This is a genomic window from Mesorhizobium ventifaucium, assembly GCF_935822925.1.
Taxonomy (GTDB): domain Bacteria; phylum Pseudomonadota; class Alphaproteobacteria; order Rhizobiales; family Rhizobiaceae; genus Mesorhizobium; species Mesorhizobium ventifaucium.
The window spans coordinates 254,461-272,180 of the sequence record NZ_CAKXZS010000024.1; the positions used below are offsets into that span (position 1 = coordinate 254,461).

General features: G+C 62.3%; 20 protein-coding genes, 1 pseudogene and 1 riboswitch. Of the genes and pseudogenes, 13 read left to right on the top strand and 8 right to left on the bottom strand.

Annotated elements, in window-relative coordinates:
* Nucleotides 1-249 precede the first annotated feature (249 nt).
* Nucleotides 250-633 carry a RidA family protein gene (locus NMG70_RS21920; RefSeq protein ID WP_254026455.1) on the top strand — a complete coding sequence of 128 codons (384 nt, stop codon included), beginning with the start codon at nucleotides 250-252 and terminating at the stop codon, nucleotides 631-633.
* A 221-nt stretch (nucleotides 634-854) separates the two neighbouring features.
* Nucleotides 855-1,658, top strand: a complete 804-nt coding sequence (locus tag NMG70_RS21925; RefSeq protein WP_254026456.1) for a creatininase family protein — start codon at nucleotides 855-857, stop codon at nucleotides 1,656-1,658.
* Nucleotides 1,659-1,812: 154 nt separating this feature from the next.
* Here the strand turns inward: NMG70_RS21925 and NMG70_RS21930 are convergent, their stop codons facing one another.
* The gene (locus NMG70_RS21930; RefSeq protein WP_254026457.1) at nucleotides 1,813-2,322 is read right to left on the bottom strand and encodes a tyrosine phosphatase family protein; all 510 of its coding nucleotides are present in this window, start codon (nucleotides 2,320-2,322) and stop codon (nucleotides 1,813-1,815) included.
* Nucleotides 2,323-2,437: 115 nt separating this feature from the next.
* A complete protein-coding gene (gene cobD / locus NMG70_RS21935) occupies nucleotides 2,438-3,478 on the bottom strand; it encodes a threonine-phosphate decarboxylase CobD (protein ID WP_254026458.1) in 1,041 nt (346 codons plus the stop codon).
* Between cobD and cbiB the strand changes: the two genes are divergently transcribed.
* On the top strand, nucleotides 3,477-4,445 hold the full coding sequence (gene cbiB, locus NMG70_RS21940) for an adenosylcobinamide-phosphate synthase CbiB (protein WP_254026459.1): 969 nt from the start codon (nucleotides 3,477-3,479) through the stop codon (nucleotides 4,443-4,445). The genes cobD and cbiB overlap by 2 nt on opposite strands.
* 422 nt (nucleotides 4,446-4,867) lie before the next feature.
* Here cbiB and cobO read toward each other — a convergent pair whose 3' ends face one another.
* Genes cobO through NMG70_RS21960 form a run of 4 tightly spaced genes read right to left on the bottom strand, consistent with a single transcriptional unit; the run spans nucleotide 4,868 to nucleotide 6,959 of the window.
* Nucleotides 4,868-5,482, bottom strand: a complete 615-nt coding sequence (cobO, locus tag NMG70_RS21945) for a cob(I)yrinic acid a,c-diamide adenosyltransferase (RefSeq protein WP_254026460.1) — start codon at nucleotides 5,480-5,482, stop codon at nucleotides 4,868-4,870.
* A gap of 1 nt (nucleotide 5,483) precedes the next feature.
* The gene (cobU, locus tag NMG70_RS21950) at nucleotides 5,484-5,981 is read right to left on the bottom strand and encodes a bifunctional adenosylcobinamide kinase/adenosylcobinamide-phosphate guanylyltransferase (RefSeq protein WP_436798442.1); all 498 of its coding nucleotides are present in this window, start codon (nucleotides 5,979-5,981) and stop codon (nucleotides 5,484-5,486) included.
* A 22-nt stretch (nucleotides 5,982-6,003) separates the two neighbouring features.
* Nucleotides 6,004-6,765, bottom strand: a complete 762-nt coding sequence (locus NMG70_RS21955; protein WP_254026462.1) for a CbtA family protein — start codon at nucleotides 6,763-6,765, stop codon at nucleotides 6,004-6,006.
* A gap of 14 nt (nucleotides 6,766-6,779) precedes the next feature.
* Nucleotides 6,780-6,959: a CbtB domain-containing protein gene (locus NMG70_RS21960; RefSeq protein WP_023798882.1), complete on the bottom strand. Its 180-nt coding sequence runs from the start codon at nucleotides 6,957-6,959 to the stop codon at nucleotides 6,780-6,782.
* Nucleotides 6,960-6,996: 37 nt separating this feature from the next.
* Nucleotides 6,997-7,205: riboswitch (cobalamin riboswitch) on the bottom strand.
* Nucleotides 7,206-7,343: 138 nt separating this feature from the next.
* Between NMG70_RS21960 and NMG70_RS21965 the strand changes: the two genes are divergently transcribed.
* The 4 genes from NMG70_RS21965 (at nucleotide 7,344) to NMG70_RS21975 (ending at nucleotide 10,101) form a co-directional block, all read left to right on the top strand.
* Nucleotides 7,344-8,345: an aromatic ring-hydroxylating oxygenase subunit alpha gene (locus tag NMG70_RS21965; RefSeq protein ID WP_254026463.1), complete on the top strand. Its 1,002-nt coding sequence runs from the start codon at nucleotides 7,344-7,346 to the stop codon at nucleotides 8,343-8,345.
* Nucleotides 8,346-8,389: 44 nt separating this feature from the next.
* Nucleotides 8,390-8,521, top strand: a complete 132-nt coding sequence (locus NMG70_RS32690) for a hypothetical protein (protein WP_301555173.1) — start codon at nucleotides 8,390-8,392, stop codon at nucleotides 8,519-8,521.
* A gap of 84 nt (nucleotides 8,522-8,605) precedes the next feature.
* A complete protein-coding gene (locus tag NMG70_RS21970) occupies nucleotides 8,606-9,598 on the top strand; it encodes an acetyltransferase domain-containing protein (protein WP_254026464.1) in 993 nt (330 codons plus the stop codon).
* The gene (locus tag NMG70_RS21975) at nucleotides 9,595-10,101 is read left to right on the top strand and encodes a methyltransferase family protein (RefSeq protein ID WP_436798436.1); all 507 of its coding nucleotides are present in this window, start codon (nucleotides 9,595-9,597) and stop codon (nucleotides 10,099-10,101) included. Before NMG70_RS21970 ends, NMG70_RS21975 begins: the two co-directional genes overlap by 4 nt.
* Before the next feature lie 3 nt (nucleotides 10,102-10,104).
* Here the strand turns inward: NMG70_RS21975 and NMG70_RS21980 are convergent, their stop codons facing one another.
* Together NMG70_RS21980 and mgtE are read right to left on the bottom strand one after the other, a co-directional pair.
* The gene (locus tag NMG70_RS21980; RefSeq protein WP_023685221.1) at nucleotides 10,105-10,491 is read right to left on the bottom strand and encodes a MerR family transcriptional regulator; all 387 of its coding nucleotides are present in this window, start codon (nucleotides 10,489-10,491) and stop codon (nucleotides 10,105-10,107) included.
* Nucleotides 10,492-10,629: 138 nt separating this feature from the next.
* The gene (gene mgtE / locus NMG70_RS21985; RefSeq protein ID WP_254026465.1) at nucleotides 10,630-12,045 is read right to left on the bottom strand and encodes a magnesium transporter; all 1,416 of its coding nucleotides are present in this window, start codon (nucleotides 12,043-12,045) and stop codon (nucleotides 10,630-10,632) included.
* 427 nt (nucleotides 12,046-12,472) lie between these two features.
* Between mgtE and NMG70_RS21990 the strand changes: the two genes are divergently transcribed.
* The 6 genes and pseudogenes from NMG70_RS21990 to NMG70_RS22015 all read left to right on the top strand — a co-directional run bounded on the left by NMG70_RS21990 (nucleotide 12,473) and on the right by NMG70_RS22015 (nucleotide 17,687).
* A complete protein-coding gene (locus NMG70_RS21990) occupies nucleotides 12,473-13,333 on the top strand; it encodes a MipA/OmpV family protein (protein WP_254026466.1) in 861 nt (286 codons plus the stop codon).
* A gap of 25 nt (nucleotides 13,334-13,358) precedes the next feature.
* A pseudogene (locus NMG70_RS21995) lies at nucleotides 13,359-14,107 on the top strand (response regulator transcription factor); the annotation flags it as partial.
* 175 nt (nucleotides 14,108-14,282) lie between these two features.
* On the top strand, nucleotides 14,283-14,924 hold the full coding sequence (locus NMG70_RS22000) for a methyl-accepting chemotaxis protein (protein WP_254026467.1): 642 nt from the start codon (nucleotides 14,283-14,285) through the stop codon (nucleotides 14,922-14,924).
* Complete coding sequence (locus NMG70_RS22005; RefSeq protein WP_254026468.1) at nucleotides 14,891-15,523, top strand: sensor histidine kinase; 633 nt, start codon at nucleotides 14,891-14,893, stop codon at nucleotides 15,521-15,523. The genes NMG70_RS22000 and NMG70_RS22005 overlap by 34 nt, the downstream gene beginning before the upstream one ends.
* A 56-nt stretch (nucleotides 15,524-15,579) precedes the next feature.
* Nucleotides 15,580-16,917, top strand: a complete 1,338-nt coding sequence (locus tag NMG70_RS22010; protein ID WP_254026469.1) for a glycosyltransferase — start codon at nucleotides 15,580-15,582, stop codon at nucleotides 16,915-16,917.
* Nucleotides 16,914-17,687, top strand: a complete 774-nt coding sequence (locus NMG70_RS22015) for an HAD-IIB family hydrolase (protein ID WP_254026470.1) — start codon at nucleotides 16,914-16,916, stop codon at nucleotides 17,685-17,687. The genes NMG70_RS22010 and NMG70_RS22015 overlap by 4 nt, the downstream gene beginning before the upstream one ends.
* Nucleotides 17,688-17,720: the final 33 nt, after the last annotated feature.

Below are 17,720 nucleotides of genomic sequence, written 5' to 3' on the forward strand. Positions count from 1 at the left end.
CTCCGGCGCGCCGCGCGCCGGCTCGACACCATCGATTCAAGCACCATCAATTCAAGATGCAAGACACATGCCATCACCCGGACCGCCCGCCTGCGCAACGGTGGCGCGCCAAGGCCGGACGGGTCCTACTGAACCGAAGGCATCGTGCCTATTTTTTGAACGCCTGTCCAGAATCGCCCTGATAGTATGCACTGCATCTTGAGGGCTCGCCTAATCCGGCTTTACGCTGGCAGTAGACTGGAGATTTTCATGTTCAAATTCCTGACGCCGAAGTCGATCAAGCCGCCCTTTGCCCGCTACAGCCATGGCGTCGAGGTGCCGCCCGGCAAGCGGCTGGTGCTGTGTTCTGGCCAGGTCGCCATCACTCCGGACGATCAGATCCCGGAGGATGCCGGCGCGCAGGCCGAGCTCTGTTTTCAAAACACCGCGGCGATTCTCGGCGACGCCGGGCTTGGACTTTCCGACATCGTCCGCATCAACGCCTATGTCACCGACCGCGCCTTCCTGAAACCCTATATGGACGTTCGCGATCGCCTGTTCACCAGCCCAGCGCCGGCTTCGACGCTGATGATCGTATCCGGTTTCGCGCGGCCGGAATTCAAGATCGAGATCGAGGTCATCGCGGCTGGGTGAGGAGCGCTGGCCGAAGGCTGAGAATCGACAGGCCAGCGATCTCAAGTTAAACGAAATCAGGTTGGCGCTGCCCCTCATCCGCCTGCCGGCACCTTCTCCCCGTATAGTGACGGGGAGAAGGGACAAGCTCCAACGCCGGCGATCCTCCTCTCCCCGTTCTTTACGGGGAGAGGGTAAGGGTGAGGGGCAGCGCCAACGCCGCCAGTTCCTCGAGGTTCAAAATGGCCGGAACAACGAAACGCGTGTGGTGGGGCGACTACCGGACCACCGAATACGCCACCATCGATCCGGAGGCGACGATCGCGGTTCTGCCGGTGGCGGCGATCGAACAGCACGGGCCGCATCTGCCGGTTTCCACCGACACCTCGATCATGACCGGCATGCTCGAGACCGTAATCGCGCGCCTGCCAGGCGATCTCGACATCCGCATCCTGCCCGTCCAGGCAGTGGGCAAGTCGAACGAACACCTGCATGCGCCGGGAACCCTCACCTTGCCGGCGGCTACCTTGATCGAGGCCTGGACCGAGCTTGGCCTGTCGATCGCGCGCGCCGGCGTCAGGAAACTGATCGTCGTCAACTCGCATGGCGGCAACGAGGAGATCATGGGCATCATCACCCGCGAATTGCGCGTGCGTGCAAAGATGCTGACGGTGAAGACGAGCTGGCAGCGCTTTGGCCGGCCGGCCGGCATGTATACCGAGCTTGAGGATCGCCAAGGAATCCATGGCGGCGATGTCGAGACCTCGCTGATGCTGCATTTCCGGCCGGATCTCGTCGACATGGCAAAGGCCGACAATTTCGTGTCCAACGTCGCCCGCGCCGAAAAGGAATTTGCGCTGCTGCGCCACACCGGAACGCACGCCTTCGCCTGGATCGCCACCGACCTCAACCCGAACGGCGTGGTCGGCGACGCCAGCATTGCAACGGCCGAAAAGGGCCGGCTCACCGCCAACCATCAGGCCGACGGCTTCATCAGCCTGTTGAAAGATGTGCGCAAAGCGAAGCTTGCAGATTGGTTGGCTTAAAACCCTAGACCAGGGTGTGTTGAGATTCAGGTCAGGCCGAGCCGAGAATGATGGGTTTCGAGAACCGGAGCGCAGCGTACATTTTGGTACGTGAGCACCGGAAGCGCAGAAAACCGTCTTTCGCAGGCCGGCATCACCTGAATATCAACACGCGCTAGCCGTCGATCTTCAGCTCAAAAGGCGTGCCTTCGAAGGCCTCGGCGCCGCGCCCGATCACCTGGATCGCACGGGTCATGCGGCCGTTGCGATCGAGCAACGCGTCGGCGACCGCGATCAGCCGCGGATTGGGTGTTGCGGTGGGCGACAGTGCACGCAGCGTCTCAGCCAACTCGACCTCGCAGCGCTGCGGCGCCAATGCCGCCGCGATGATGTAGGCCGAGGCTGTCGACCGGCTGATACCGGCATAGCAATGCACGACCAGCGGCCTTGCACGATCCCATCGGCGCGCGAAATCGAGCAGGTTGCGGACATGCTCCTCACCCGGCATGGTCATGCCCTCCTGCGCCACCGCGATATCGTGCATGACCAGGTGCAGATGGTTCTCCCGGGCGATCGACGCCGGCCGCGTCACCTCGGTGCCGGCGGCCAGCAGCGAAAGCAACCGCTCGGCCCCGGTCTTCGCGACAGTTTCCTCGACTTTTGAAAGCGAACAGACATGGATCATTGCTTGATCTCCCAATGCATGTCGCGCAAAAGTGCGCAGCGGTTTTGCGATAACGACATGCATAAAAACAAGTGCTTAAAGCGCGTCGCATGAGTCCGTCCAATTGCGACGCGCTTTAGGCATCATCGTCGCGCTGTTGCACCCAGGCGGCAAGAGCCGATTCGAGCCGCTGCCATTCCTCGTCCGGTCCCGGAAGCCCGGCGCGCAGCACCTCCGGCCGGCCGGAAAAATGCCGAAGCAGGATGCCGCGCTCGCCAAGCACCGAAAACAGACCGGCGGCGTCCCTCAGCCTGATATAGCGGAACAGCGTGGTGCCGCCGGCCACAGCGACGCCGAAGCGGCCGAACAGCGTATCGAGCCGTGCCGCATCCCTGGCCAGACGGCGACGTATTTCGGCCTGCCAGCCGCTGTCGGCAAGCGCGCGGATGCCATATTCGAGCGCCGGACCGGCAACCGCCCACGGCCCGAACTGCGCCTCAAGCCGTTCGACGGTTAGCGCATCGGCCAGTGCAAAGCCGAGCCGCAGGCCGGCAAGGCCAAAAAACTTGCCGAAGGAGCGCAGCACGACGATGCCGCCTTGCTCGACATCGCCGGCCAGGCTTTCGCCAAGCGGGCCGACATCCATGAACGCCTCGTCGACGACCAGCAACCCGCCTCTGGCGCGCAATTTTTCGGCAAGCGCAAGCAGCTTCTTGCGTTCGACGATGCGACCGTCCGGATTGTTGGGGTTGACGACGATGGCAAGGTCGGCTCCTGCCAGGGCCTCGAAATCATCGATCTCCGTCACCGCATGACCGCCGATTGCCGCTGCCCGCTGATGTTCGGCATAGGTCGGCCCGAGTACCAGCGCCTTGCCGGGGCTGACCAGCGAAGCGACACGCGGCAACAGGATCTGCGTGCCCGGCGCTGCCACCACATTGGCCGCCGATGGCGCGCCATAGGCGCTTGCCGCGACATCAGCCAGATCACGGACCCGCGCGGCTTCCGGCAATCTCGACAGGGCGGTGGCGGGCAGCTCGAAAAACGGATAGGAGTGCGGATTGATACCGGTCGAGAGGTCGACGAAGGGCTGAGGCGCATGCGGAAAAAGCGCCCTCGCCCGGCCAAGGCTTCCGCCGTGATCCACCACTGCCGCCGCTCCATCAAGAGACTTCATGTCGATCCTGATCGCTTTCCTGTCACTGCTTGTTGAATTGGCTGTCGGCTATCCCAGCTGGCTGCTTGGCGCCGTCGGCCATCCCGTCACCTGGTTCGGCAGGCTGATATCCTTTCTCGACCGGAGGCTCAACCGCGATACTAATTCCGACGCCCGGCGTCGTCGGCGCGGTGTTCATGCGCTGCTGATCATCGTGCTGGTGCCAGCCACCATCGCTTTCGCGGTGGAAACCATGCTTGCGGGCATTCCAGCCGGATTGATCCTCACCGCGCTCCTGGCGACATCGCTGCTGTCGCAGAAGAGCCTGGCCGAGCATGTCGAGGCGGTGGCCGACGGACTCGACAATGGCGGACTCGACATCGGCCGTGTTGCCGTCTCGCAGATCGTCGGCCGCGATCCGGAAAAGCTCGACAGAGCCGGCGTCTGCCGCGCGGCGATCGAAAGCCTTGCCGAGAATTTCTCCGACGGCGTCGTCGCGCCCGTCTTCTGGATAGGCGTCGGCGGGCTGGCCGGCGGCGTCGCCTACAAGGCCGCCAACACCGCCGATTCGATGATCGGCCACCGCACGCGGCGTCACGAGGCCTTCGGCCGGGCGGCGGCGCGCTTCGACGATCTGATCAACCTGCCGGCGTCGCGGCTGACCGCACTGCTCATCGTGCTGGCCGCCTTCCTCGTCAAAGACGCCGATGCCGGCAACGCCTGGCGCACCATGCGGCGCGACGCGAAAAAGCACCGCTCGCCCAATGCCGGCTGGCCGGAAGCGGCGATGGCCGGCGCCCTCGGCCTGGCGCTGGCCGGGCCACGCTCCTACGACGGCGTCATGGTCGACGACGCGTTCATGGGCGAAGGCGGCCGCCGCGATGTCGAGAGCATGGACATCAGGCGAGCGCTAAGACTCTATCGGGTTGCCGACTTTCTGCTGATAGCGCTGTTCGGTCTGCTGTCGGTGACCGTCATCGTTGCGTGACGTGCAGCCCAGATCTGCGCCGGTCGAGATCCGCTAAAATAAAAAACCCGCCTCAAGGAGCGGGGTCGCTGGCGCAAATCAGCACCATGCAGAAATCACTAGCACAACTGCCGGCACAAAGCAAGAACAAAGTAGCCGTGGCAGGCAGAGGGGTGTGCCGGAGCACGGCTTCATTCCAGCTTGGGTTCCTCGCCCCACGAATGTGGGGAGAGGTGGCTCGGCGAAGCCGAGACGGAGAGGGGAACCGCGCTCTACGAAGGCCCCCTCTCCGGCCGCTTCGCGGCCACCTCTCCCCCGCTTCGCGGTGGGCGAGGAACCCAAGTCTTGAGAGTGCCGGGGACAGCACCCCCGCTGGCCTGCCGGCCATCTCCTCCGCAAGGGGGAGATCAGCAGCTTGGCACGCTCCTCGCATATCCAATGGCTCAGAACTCTATGCCTTGCTGCGCCTTCACGCCTGCGGAAAAGTGATGCTTGGTCACGCCCATCTCGGTGACCAGATCGGCGGCATCGACCAGCGCCGGCTTGGCGTTACGACCGGTGACGACGATATGCAGGTTTTCGCGCCGGCCTTTCAGCGCCGCCACCACCTTGTCCAAATCGAGGTACTCATAGCGCAGCGCGATGTTCAACTCGTCGAGCACCAGAAGGCTGATCGATGGATCGGCCATCAACTCGAGCGCTTTGGCCCAGGCGGCCTCGGCGGCGGCGATGTCGCGCCTCAGATCCTGCGTCTCCCAGGTGAAACCCTCGCCCATCGTGTACCAGACGACCCGGTCGCCGAAAGCGGCAAAGGCGTCCTTCTCGCCGGTATGCCATTTGCCCTTGATGAACTGGACGACGCCGACGCGCCTGCCGTAGCCGAGCATCCTCAGCGCCAGCCCGAAAGCGGCAGTGGTCTTGCCCTTGCCGGGGCCGGTGTTGACGATCAGCAGTCCCTTCTCGACCGTCTTGGCCGCGACCTCGGCGTCCTGCACCGCCTTGCGCTTGGCCATTTTGGCGCGGTGGCGTTCCTCGTCCCTGTCGTCGATATCGGTCATATCACTTCACCTTGAGCGGCAATCCCGCCACCATCAGCAGCACCGTTTCGGCCACGGCGGCGACCTGCTGGTTGAGCCGGCCCGCGGCATCGCGAAACCGGCGGGCAAGCGCATTGTCGGGCACGATGCCCTGCCCGACTTCGTTGCAAACCACGAACCACGGCCCGCGCGGCCGCGACAGCACATCCGCCAGGCCTCGGCATTCGGCCTCAATGTCGCGTTCGGCCAGCATATGGTTGGTCAGCCACAGCGTCAGGCAGTCGATCAGGACGGGCCGGCCGTCAGGCAGCGCCTCGATCGCGCCGACGAGATCGAGCGGCGCGTCGATGGTCGTCCAGCCGTCGCCGCGCCGCGCCCGGTGCAGCGCGATGCGTTCGCGCATCTCGTCGTCATAGGCTTGCGCCGTGGCGATATAGGCCCACGGCGCCGGGGAGGCCATCGCCAATCTTTCGGCATGCGCGCTCTTGCCCGAGCGTGCACCGCCGATGACCAGCGTCAGCTTGCTGCCTGGAGCAGCGCGATCAGGCAAGGCTATCGCGCAGGCCGGTTGCGGTGCCGCTCAAGCGGCCGCGCACCAAGCCGACGACAGCGCCGAGCACCAGCCAGAACGCCAGATTGGTCAGCGTCACCGCCACCACGAACTGGTGGTGCAGGCGTTCCGGGATCGGCGATTCGAAACTGTCGGGCTGCGGCGCGCCGACAATATGCGGCGCCACGATCAACGCCACGGCAATCACCGCCAGCGGCAGCGACTTGCGGAAGGCGAGCAGGCCGAGACCGGCCGCGGTCACCACCACCGTCGCCGTCCACCAGATCTGGCGCTGGCTGAGATCGGCCGCCGGCATCGCCGGCAGTTCGGGCGGCAGGCCAAGGTTCGGCGCCAGCGTGAACACGGCAAAGCCGGCAAAGCCCCAGAACACGCCCTGACGCCAATTGCCGATGCCGCCGGCGAACTCCGAAGCGGCGACCAGGATCAGCGCAAAGCCGATGCCGGTGACGACATTGGCAACGACGTTGAAGGTGAAGCGCTCGAAACCGTCGGCCGGCGCCCAGCCTTCGTCTTCCGGGACGGCAGCTTCGCCCGGTTCGGCGCGGCTCATGGCATTGGCGTCCGTGGTGTTCGCCGCGATATGGTCATGCGTGTGACCACCGCCGGCCTGTTCGTAGACTTCCGCCTTGAGGATGAGCGGCACCGTGGCAAAGGCCTGCATGCAGGCGAGAACGACGCCGGCCACAAGCCCTGCGATCGCCGCGATGAACACGACGTTGCGAAACAGTGTCATTGTGTCAGCCCTCGTCAGTGGCAGGGAAAGCCCATCGAATGGCGGTAGTCGTGGGCGGCATTGTGGACCGCATCGATATGCGAGAAGCCGACAAAACCCATGACGAAAACGCCGAGAAATGCAGCGAGCGCCAACTGCACGAAACGCGACTGCGAGGAGACGGAAGCGCCGAGCGAGACGGAAGCGGTATTCATGTCTTGTCCTTTCGCCCTCCACCCGAGGGCATAGAAGTCAGTTCTCCTGTCGCCGGCAGGTCTCCTGGCTCGCGGATCAGCGCCCTTCCCCACCTTCCCGAAGAGATCTTCGAAGAGACTCTTCAGTGGCATATGGAGAGGACTACCGCACACAGTTGCGGGGGCAGCCACGGCATTGGGCAAACAATTCGCCCTCACCGCATTCCCTCTTGGTTCCAAAACGGAACCGACGACGGCCGCGACTATAGGCAGAATCGTGCCGCCCGGCAAACCAAATTCCGCCAGCTACCAGCGCGAATGCGCCGTTCGGCAAACCGGCCGCCCGGCGCCGCAATTGACAATTTTTGCGGCCGGGTGTCGGCTGGCGTGTCACAGGAGCCGGTCATGCAGCCCAGCCCGAGCGAGCGCGATCGCTATAATGGTTTGACGCGAGTTGAACCGACGCTGCCGTCGTCAGCCTACTGGGACGTCGAGGCCTATCAGCGCGATCTCGACGCCATCTGGTATCGAAGCTGGCTGGTCGTCTGCCGCGAGACCGACCTCGCCCAGCCGCTGGCGTTCAGGACGTTCCGTATCGGCACCCAGGAGATCGTCGTGCTGCGCGACGAGACCGGCGCGCTTCGCGCCTTCCACAACACCTGCCGACACCGCGGCTCGCAGCTCTGCCGGGAGAGCGAAGGACGGCTGAAGGCGCGGCTCATCACCTGCCCCTATCACGCCTGGTCCTATTCGCTGCGCGGCGATCTCGTACGCGTGCCGTCGAAATCGCTGCCTGAAGGCTTCGACAAGGCCGATCATCCACTCTACCGCGTGGCGCTGTCGGTGTGGCGTGGTTTTGTCTTCGTCAATCTGGCGGAAGATGCCGCCGGTACGGCCGAAACATCCTTCGATCCCGCATCCGGCAATCTCGCCAACTGGCCGCTGGAAACGCTGGTGACCGGCCATGTGCTGCGCACGGTGATGAACTGCAACTGGAAGATCTTCTGGGAGAACTTCAACGAGTGCCTGCATTGCCCAGGTGTCCACAAGGACCTGTCGAGGCTGGTGCCGATCTATGGCCGCGGCCTGATGGAGCGGCACGACGACCCCGAATGGGCCCGTCACGCCGACAATGATGCGCCGGAGTTTTCCGGCGGCCTGCGGGCCGGAGCCGAGACCTGGTCGCGCGACGGCCGCGTCCACGGCCCTGTCTTTCCCGACCTGACTTCGCCTGAGCGTGCCGCCGGACAGACTTATGCCACCAACCTGCCGTCGATATTCATCGTCGGCCACGTCGACTATGTCAGGACCGTGCGGCTGGTGCCGCTCGGCCCGGAGCAGACCGAACTGACCGCCGAATGGCTTTTTTCGCGAGGCGCTCGCCGATCCAACGGTGGACGTCGATAACATCGTCGCCTTCGGCCGGCAGCTGCTGGGAGGAGGACGCTGATATGCGCGATCAACCAGAAGGGCCTGCGCTCGATGCGCCACAAGGCGGGCGTGCTGATGCCGAGGAACATGATTTGCACCGCTTCCACAACTGGCTGCGTCAGCGCCACGAAGCGCTTCAGCCTAAGCCCTGACCATCGAAGGGGTTTGGCCCGCCTTCTTTTGTCCGGGGCAACCATGATAGTCGTCTTGCAGCACTGAATCAGAATTGCGAGACCATGAACATTCCTACGCCGGCCGTTCAAGACCGATCCAGGCGCATCATCACCATCGACGTCGCGCGCGGCATCGCCTTGCTTGCCATGGCGAGCTACCATTTCACCTGGGATCTCGAATTCTTCGGCTACACCGATCCCGGCCTGACAGCCGTCGGTTGGTGGAAGTTCTACGCGCGCTGCATCGCTTCGACCTTCCTGTTCCTCGTCGGCGTCAGCCTGTTCCTCGCCCATGGCAAACAAATCCGCTGGAACGGCTTTTGGAAACGCTTCGCCATGGTCGCCGGGGCTGCGCTCGCCATATCGGCCGCCACAAGATTTTTCACGCCCGACAGCTTCATCTTCTTCGGCATCCTGCACGAGATCGCGCTGGCCAGCCTGCTCGGCCTGGCGTTTCTGCGGCTGCCCGCGCTGCTGACGCTGGTTGTCGCAGCTTTCGTCATCACCGCGCCGCTCTACCTCAGGTCTGAGATCTTCGATCATCCGGCCCTGTGGTGGGTCGGCCTGTCGGCAACCAACCCGCGCTCCAACGACTATGTCCCGCTGCTTCCGTGGTTCGGCGCTGTGCTTGTCGGCATCGCAGCGGCAAAACTCGCCTCCGCTTCCGGCGTGCTGACGCGGCTGGCGGGCCTGACGCCCGGCCGCTGGACCAATCCGCTGGTCTTTATCGGCCGGCACAGCCTCGCCTTCTATCTGATCCACCAGCCGGTGCTGATCGGCTCGGTCTGGCTGCTTTCGCAAGTCATGCCGGCACCGGTCGAAACCAGGCAAGTGACGTTCCTGAAAGAGTGCCAGACATCGTGCGAGCAATCGCGCGACACGGAGTTCTGCACCAGCTATTGTGTGTGCATGCTCGATACGCTCGAGGGCGAAGCCACGCTTGATCGGCTCTACAGCAACGATCAGGCTGCACAATGGAAGGCGCATCTCGGCGAGCTTGCCGGCATCTGCACGGCCAAAGCCGACAGCACTTTGATGGAGGGAGGAGCACAGTGACCGACCATCAACAGAAATCTGGGCAACTGAAACCGCGGCAGCCAAGACCCGGGCTCATACCATGGCCGCCGCTGATCTATGTCGCGGCCATCGCCGTCAGCATCGCGCTTGGCTTGCTCTATCCGCTGCCGTGGATCGGAGGCCTTTTGGGCGACATCCTGTTCGCGGCCGGCTGGGTGGCATTGTTCGGCGTCGTCTCACTCTGGTACACGGCGATCCGCACCATGATCCGGGCAAAGACGACGCTTCACCCAAACGCCGTGCCGGACCACCTGGTGACGACGGGCCCCTTCGCCGTCAGCCGCAATCCGATCTATCTGGCCAACACGCTGCTGATGATCGGCGTCGCCCTTATCTCGGGGATCGTATGGTTCCTGCCGCTGGCGATCATCGCGGCCTTCGCAACGCAGAAAATGGCGATCGAGGGCGAGGAAAAAGTCCTGACGGCGAAATTCGGCAAGAAATACCGGGATTACGCAAAAAAGGTGCGGCGCTGGATTTGAGCTTCAGGTGTTGACGCCGAGCTCCACCAACCGCTCGACGCAGGATTCCTCGGCCTGGTCGAGTTCGGCCAGGGTCTCTTCGAGGTCGCGGCGCTTCTGGCGCAGATCCTCGCGCTTTTCCTCGATGCGCTTGATCATCAGGTTGAGTTGACCGACCTCCCCCGGCGGCTCCTTGTACATCTGGATGATTTCGCGGATTTCGTTGATCGAAAAGCCGAGCCTCTTGCCGCGCATGATCTGGCGGATGAGGTGCCGGTCCGACGGGCGAAACAGCCGCGTGCGGCCGCGCCGTACCGGCTGCACCAGCCCCTCGTCCTCGTAGAAGCGCAGCGTCCGCGTCGAAACATCGAATTCGCGGGTCAGTTCGGTTATCGAATAATATTCCCGCATCATCACCCCAAATGCCCGGCCACGCTGCGAGTTCCACCATGCGGCCTCGTTATCGTCCGCGCGCTTGTCAGAATCGGCCGATGGGCAGTTCCAAAATCTCGCATGGCATTTACGTAAAAGTCAATTGAGCGGCGTCGCTCACACGCCGAACCACCAGGTGGCGAGGCCGAGAAAGGCAAAGAAGCCGACGACGTCGGTGACCGTCGTGACGAAAACCGCCGAAGCCACGGCCGGATCGATCTTGAACCGGTCGAGCAGCAGCGGGATCAGGATGCCGGCCAGTGCGGCCACGAACATGTTGATGATCATCGCCGCGGCGATGATGCCGCCCAGGTTGGGATCGCGGAACCAGGCGGCCGCGACGATGCCGATCAGGATGGCAAAGATGATGCCGTTGATGAAGCCCACCCCCATCTCGCGGCGGATGATGCGGCCGGCATTGTAGATATCAAGGTCCCTGGTCGCCAGCGCCCGCACCGTGACCGTCATGGTCTGCGAGCCGGCATTGCCGCCCATGCCCGCGACGATCGGCATCAGCACGGCCAGCGCCACGATGTGCTCGATCGTGCGGTCGAACAGGCCGATCACCGAGGCCGCCAGGAACGCCGTCAGCAGGTTGACGAGCAGCCACGGAACGCGCGAGCGCGAGGTCGAGAGGATGCTGTCCGACAGTTCTTCGTCGCCGACACCGCCCATGCGCAGCAGATCCTCCTCGGCTTCCTGCTGGATGACGTCAACCACGTCGTCGATGGTCAGCACGCCGACCAGCCGCTCGTTCTCGTCGACGACAGCAGCGGAGAGAAGGTCGTATTGTTCGAATTCGCGCGCCGCCTCTTCCTGGTCCATCGTCGCCGGAATAGCGTGCCTGGTCTCATGCATCACCTCTTCGACCTTGATCGAGCGCTTGGTGCGCAGGATCTGGTCGAGGTCGATGGCGCCGAGCAGCTTGAAGCTCGGATCAATGACGAAAATCTGGCTGAAGCGGTCGGGAAGGTTGTTGTCCTCGCGCATGTAGTCGATGGTCTGGCCGATCGTCCAGAATGGCGGCACCGCGACGAACTCCGTCTGCATGCGGCGGCCGGCGGTCTCTTCGGGATAGTCGAGCGAGCGGCGCAGCCTGATCCGCTCGGTGAACGGCAGTTGCGACAGGATCTCGTCCTGGTCTTCCTTTTCGAGATCCTCGAGGATGTAGACCGCGTCGTCGGAATCTAGGTCCTGCACCCCCTGGGCAATCTGGGCGTTGGGCAGGCTGTCGACGATGTCGCGGCGGATCGCCTCATCGACCTCGGTCAGCGCGGAAAAGTCGAAGTCGGCGCCCAACAATTCGACCAGCGCGCGGCGCTGTTCGGGATGAAGCGCCTCGATCAGGTCGCCGAGTTCCGATTGGTGCAGGTCGTCGACTTCACGCTTCAGCGTCAGCGTGTCGCGATCGGCGATCGCGGCGCCGATCGCGGCAAGGAACGATGACAGAATGGCGCCGTCCTCGCCATAAATGTCGGCGTGGCTGTCCTCAGCGGCCCTGGCGCCGGTCGTCTGTTCGTCCTGGCCTTCCACCAGCGCCTCCCGCCATCGGTATTCCGGAAAAGGTGCCTGTCACGTCTAGAGCATCGAGCCCAAAAGTGGAAACCGGTTTTGGGGAAAATCCGATGCTCAAACACAAAGATAGGGCGGCGACACGATTCCGACTTGGGAGTCCGCCACTCCGATGGCGCAACGCGCGGAAATATCAGACGAAAATGCGTCCTGTCCTGTGGGGAGGCGAAGGCCGATGCAACTTGGATTAGCGGACGGGAGATCGCTTACTCCTGATCGTCCGAAGCGGGAACGGATCGATCATCTGGCATCATCGCTCTCTCGTAGAGACGCCAAGATGAAACCACGATTGCGCAACAAAACTTAACATCACTTCACGCATGCGGCCACTTTCATCTGAAATGGTGAGAGCATCGGAGGCTTATCGCCTCGCTATACTGGAGCACGCATGTTCGCCAAAATGGACTCTGGAAAGTTTGCCGGCCGGGCATCCCTTGCAGCGATGGCCATCCTGTTTTCAACGCCTCCGGGAATAGCACTTGCCGCCGACGCTATTGCCGTGAATTCGGATGATTTCAGCCTGCCGCCGCCTGAACCTTCTCGTTTCGCCCGTTTCGAGCAAAAACTGTCCGACTGGCATGTCGACTTGGGCGGCGGCGCGATCATCGTTCCAAAGTACGAGGGCAGTGACGAGTTCAAGATCATGCCGGTGCCCTTTGTCACGGCGACATTCCGCGATGTGGTAACGATTGATCCGACAGGCGCCGACATTGCCATCTATAAACAAGACCGGTTCGAATTCAGCGCGCGGCTTGGTTATGAAATGGGCCGCGATGAAGACGATGGCGACCGTCTGCGCGGGCTGGGAGACATCGGCATGGGCGCCACCGTCGGAGCGAAGGCCGCCGTGAATTTCGGCCCGGCTGAAATCTTCGCGCAAGTGGACAAGACCATCGGCGGCAGCGATGGCCTGGTGGGTGAGGTCGGGATCGAGGTCAGACAGCCACTGTCCCAATCATTGATGATCAGCGCCAGCGCTTCCGCCGTTTTCGCCGACGAAAATCATATGCAGGCCTGTTTCGGCGTCACGCCGGAACAATCGGCTCGCTCTGGACTGGCGCGCTACGATGCCGGCGCCGGGTTGAAGCGCGCCGATTTTTCGGTCTCCGCCACATATCTGCTCAACCAGAACTGGATGCTTCGTGGCGAAGCGGGAATCGGCGTTCTCGTGGGTGACGCCGCCGACAGTCCGATCGTCGTCGAAAAGATTCAGCCTTCAGGCATGCTTCTCGTCGGCTATCGGATCTGACCGCACACAGGTACCAGTCCAGGCAATGGCAAACGTCGCACGACAACAAGGCGATTTGAACGCCGAGTCCAAATCGACAAGGCAAGTTTGGCGTATCCTCATTGTCGAAGACGATGTCGAGATCGCGCGCATGCTGGGCGAAACGCTCACTGAAAACAGCATGATCGTGGAAATAGCCGAGAGCGGCGTCCGCATGGACGCCGCGCTTCGCAAGCAGAAATTCGATCTCATCGTGCTCGATGTCATGCTCCCCGGTGAAAACGGCCTCAGCATCTGCCGCCGTCTTCGCGCGCGAATGAACGTACCGATCCTGATGCTGACCGCGCTTGGCGAGGAAATCGACCGTATCTTCGGATTGGAGAGCGGCGCGGACGACTACGTGACGAAACCGTTCAGCGCGCGCGAACTAACGGCCAGGATACGCGCGCTGCTGCGCCGCACGGCCTACATTCCCGACGAGCGGGATTGGTCGCGGGTGCTTTGCTTCAACGGCTGGCGCCTCGACCCCATCCGTCGGCAATTGCATGATCCGAGCAATGCGCGGGTTTCAACCACGATGCATGAATTCGACCTGCTGCTCGCATTCTGCCGCAATGCAGGCCGGGTTCTCTCACGCGAGGAGCTGCTCGGCGTGACTCATGCCGGGCTGCCGGCCCGATCAAGCGAAGCGTCGATGTCCATGTCAGCCGGATCCGCCAGAAGATCGAAAAGGATGCGCGCGATCCGGTGCTTCTCAAGACTGTTCGGCTGGGTGGCTACATCTTCACCGCGACGTGGAGGAAGCATGAGGGATTTCATCCGCCGCAGCCTGCCGCAGTCAGTGCGTGGGCAACTCACGGCGATCATTCTCATCGCGGTGTTTGTGATCATGTCCACCGGATCGGTGATCGAAAGTTTTACGAGGAATATCGACCTGCCGGCCATCAACGACAGTGTCGTACGAGCCAGCGTGATTGCCGGCGTGTTGCGCGAAGCACCAGCGGAAGCTCGTAACGAGATCCTCGCAGCGACGGCTCGTGCGGGCCTGGATTTCAAGATACTTTCGAAGGAGCAGATCGACGGTACTCCATTTTCTTATGTGCAGTGGCGAAATATCGAACGGTTTCTCGGATTCGGAAAAAGATCGATTGAGGGGCGATGGCTGATTGTCGATGGTCAATCCGCGTTTGCCATCGGCCTGGATCGGCACACCATCCTGGCTCATTTCGGAGTACCCGATACCTTACTCACGACAGACCTCGTCCGCTCCTTATTCTACAAGTTTATGGGTTTCATCGCCTTGCCCACCTTGATCTGGCTCTTTGCGGTATGGACGGTAACGGAGCCATTGAAACGCATCTCGGCGGCCGTCGGCTCGGCCGAGATCGAGAATGGCGACGAGCTTTTCGTCGAACGCGGCTCTATCGAGATGGTCGGCCTGGCGCACGCTCTGAATAGGATGAGAACACGCATCCGGACTATGATCGAAAACCGCACGTCAGCCACGATCTGCGCACGCCTTTTACGCGGCTGCGGCTTCGCGCCGAGCGCATGGATGATGGGCTCATCCGAACCGCGATGCTGTCCGATATCCAGCATATTGAAGATCTGATCGACGAGACCTTGACCTATCTGCGCAACGACGTCTCGACGGAAAAGCTGCAACGCGCCGACATTGCCAGCGTGCTGCAAACCGTCTGCGCCGAATTTTCGGATGTCGGGTTTCCGGTCTCATATTCTGGGCCGGATCGGCTTTTGGGCTGGTGCAAACCCAATGCGTTGGCGCGTGCGATCACCAATCTCTGCGACAATGGGGTCAGGTTCGCCGGCAACGTCACCGTCGCATTGACGCAGACTGATACAGTGGCGCGCATCGCGGTCGTCGATGATGGGCCGGGCATTCCGACACCCGCGCGCGCTCGTGTCTTCGAACCGTTCTTCAAAGAGGACACGTCGCGCGGTGGTACGTCGAAGCATGGCTTCGGTCTGGGCTCTCGATCGTTGCGGACATTATCCAGGGCCACGGCGGCAAGATCGAATTGCAAGACAACAAGCCAACCGGACTCGTCGTTACCGTCGATCTGCCGAATGGACCAAGTGTCCAGCCGTCATAAAACGGCCCGCACGAGAGGATATGGTGTGTTTGGAGCAGGCAGCAAAATTGGGCCTCTCAATATTTGCCGATGGAGCCTGGAATCCTTATATAGTTGAACCTGCGCTTGCTTCGACTGCGGGCGTGCGGAGATCAATCGTAGAGAAGGATACAGATGCCGGACGTCAACTCGGATGCGGCGATACCTCGAATTGCACTCATTTCAACCCATGGCTACGTAGCAGCCAACCCACCGCTGGGCGCGGCCGATACCGGCGGACAGGTGGTCTATGTCCTGGAACTTGCCAAAAAGGTCGCCCAGTTGGGTTATGCCGTCGATATCTGGACGCGACGATTTGAAGACCAGCCTCCTGTCGATGAAGTGGCCGACGGGGTTCGCGTCCTGCGTGTCGCCTGTGGCGGACCCGATTTTATTCCGAAGGAATATCTCCACCGCCACCTTCTCGAGTGGTGTGAAAGCGCGCTGCGCCTGATTCGCCGCGAAAATCTCTCCTATGACTTCATCAACAGTCACTACTGGGATGCTGGTGTGGCGGGGCAGCGACTGTCGGAAGCACTCAATATCCCGCACATCCATACGCCGCATTCGCTTGGCATATGGAAGCAGCGCCAGATGAAGACGGACTACCCGGACAAGGCCGATACATTCGAGGCCGAGTTCAATTTCACCGAGCGCATAAAGCACGAGACGATCATCTATCGAAGCTGCGCCATGGTGATCGCAACAACGCCGCCGCAGGTCGACATGCTGGTCGAGGACTACAGCCTCGAGCGCGACCGCGTGCACATGATCCCGCCCGGTTACGACGACAACCGGTTCTTCCCCGTCAGCGAGGCGTCTCGCCGGTTGATCCGCCATCGGCTCGGCTTCGAAGGGCGAACGGTCCTGGCGCTCGGCCGGCTCGCCACCAACAAAGGCTACGACCTGCTGATCGATGCGTTTTCCGTGGTGGCGCCGCGTGTGCCGGATGCGGTCCTGAGGCTCGCTGTCGGCGGCGAGAACATGGACGAGCAGGAACAGAAGATCCTGAACCAGCTCAAGCAACAGGTTGAACAGCTAGGCCTGCAGGATCGTGTCGTCTTTTCAGGCTATGTTGCCGATGAGGATCTGGCCGACACCTATCGGGCGGCGGACATGTTCGTCCTGTCGAGCCGCTACGAGCCGTTCGGCATGACCGCGATCGAGGCAATGGCCTGCGGAACGCCGACCGTGGTTACGATCCATGGCGGCCTCTATCGCGGGATCAGCTATGGCCGGCACGCGCTTTTTGGCGATCCGTTCGACAAGGAAGATCTCGGCATCACCATCGTCAAGCCGATGAAGCACCAGCGCCTCTACGGCCGCCTGGGCCGCATGGGTGCGCACAAGGCGCGCAGCCTGTTCACCTGGACAGGCATCGCGCAGCAGTTGGTCAGCCTTGTCGAAGGCCGTCCGGTGCTGAAGGCGGTCGACGATCATGACTGGGACGAGCCGTGGAACGACGGCGATTGAAACCGATCGCGCTTTTGTCGAGTGATCTCGACGGGACTCTGGCGGGCGATGCGCCGGCGACGTCACGCTTTCGGTTGAAATGGGAAGCGCTCGATCCCGAGCACCGGCCGGTTCTCGTCTACAACAGCGGTCGGCTGGCCGACGATATTTTGAACTTCGTCGACGAAGTCGGCCTGCCAGCGCCGGACTACGTGATCGGCGGTGTCGGCACGATGCTCGCCGGTCCGCGGCACACCTCACGTCCCGCACATTTTACCGATTTGGGCCATTTTACCCAGAGGTTTTCGGAAGGCTGGTCGCTTGAAAAGATCGATGCGGTGCTCGGGTCGCTCAAAGACACCGTGCGCCAGCCCGACGGCTATCAACACGCCTTCAAATCGAGTTGGTACCTGCTCGACGCAAGTCCGGAAGCCCTTGCCAGCATCGAGCGTGCTCTGGCCGAGGCCGGCCTGTCGGTGACGATGGTTTATTCGAGCGGACGCGATCTCGACATCCTGCCGCGCTCAGCAGACAAGGGCCAGGCGCTGGCCTGGCTCTGCAATGAACTCGGCATCGGCCTGGATGAGGTTGTCGTCGCCGGCGATACCAACAACGATCGCAGTATGTTCGAGTTGCCGGGGGCGCGTGGAATTGTCGTCGGCAATGCCCTTCCCGAACTGCTTGACATGGCTCGGGACAACCCGCTGATTTACAGCGCGAAGGAACAGTTTGCCCTTGGCGTCGTCGAAGGCCTCGTTCATTGGTCGGTGTTTGCGGACGCCCGGTCCTGAACTGGAAATCCAATCCTGAACTGGAAACAGGAT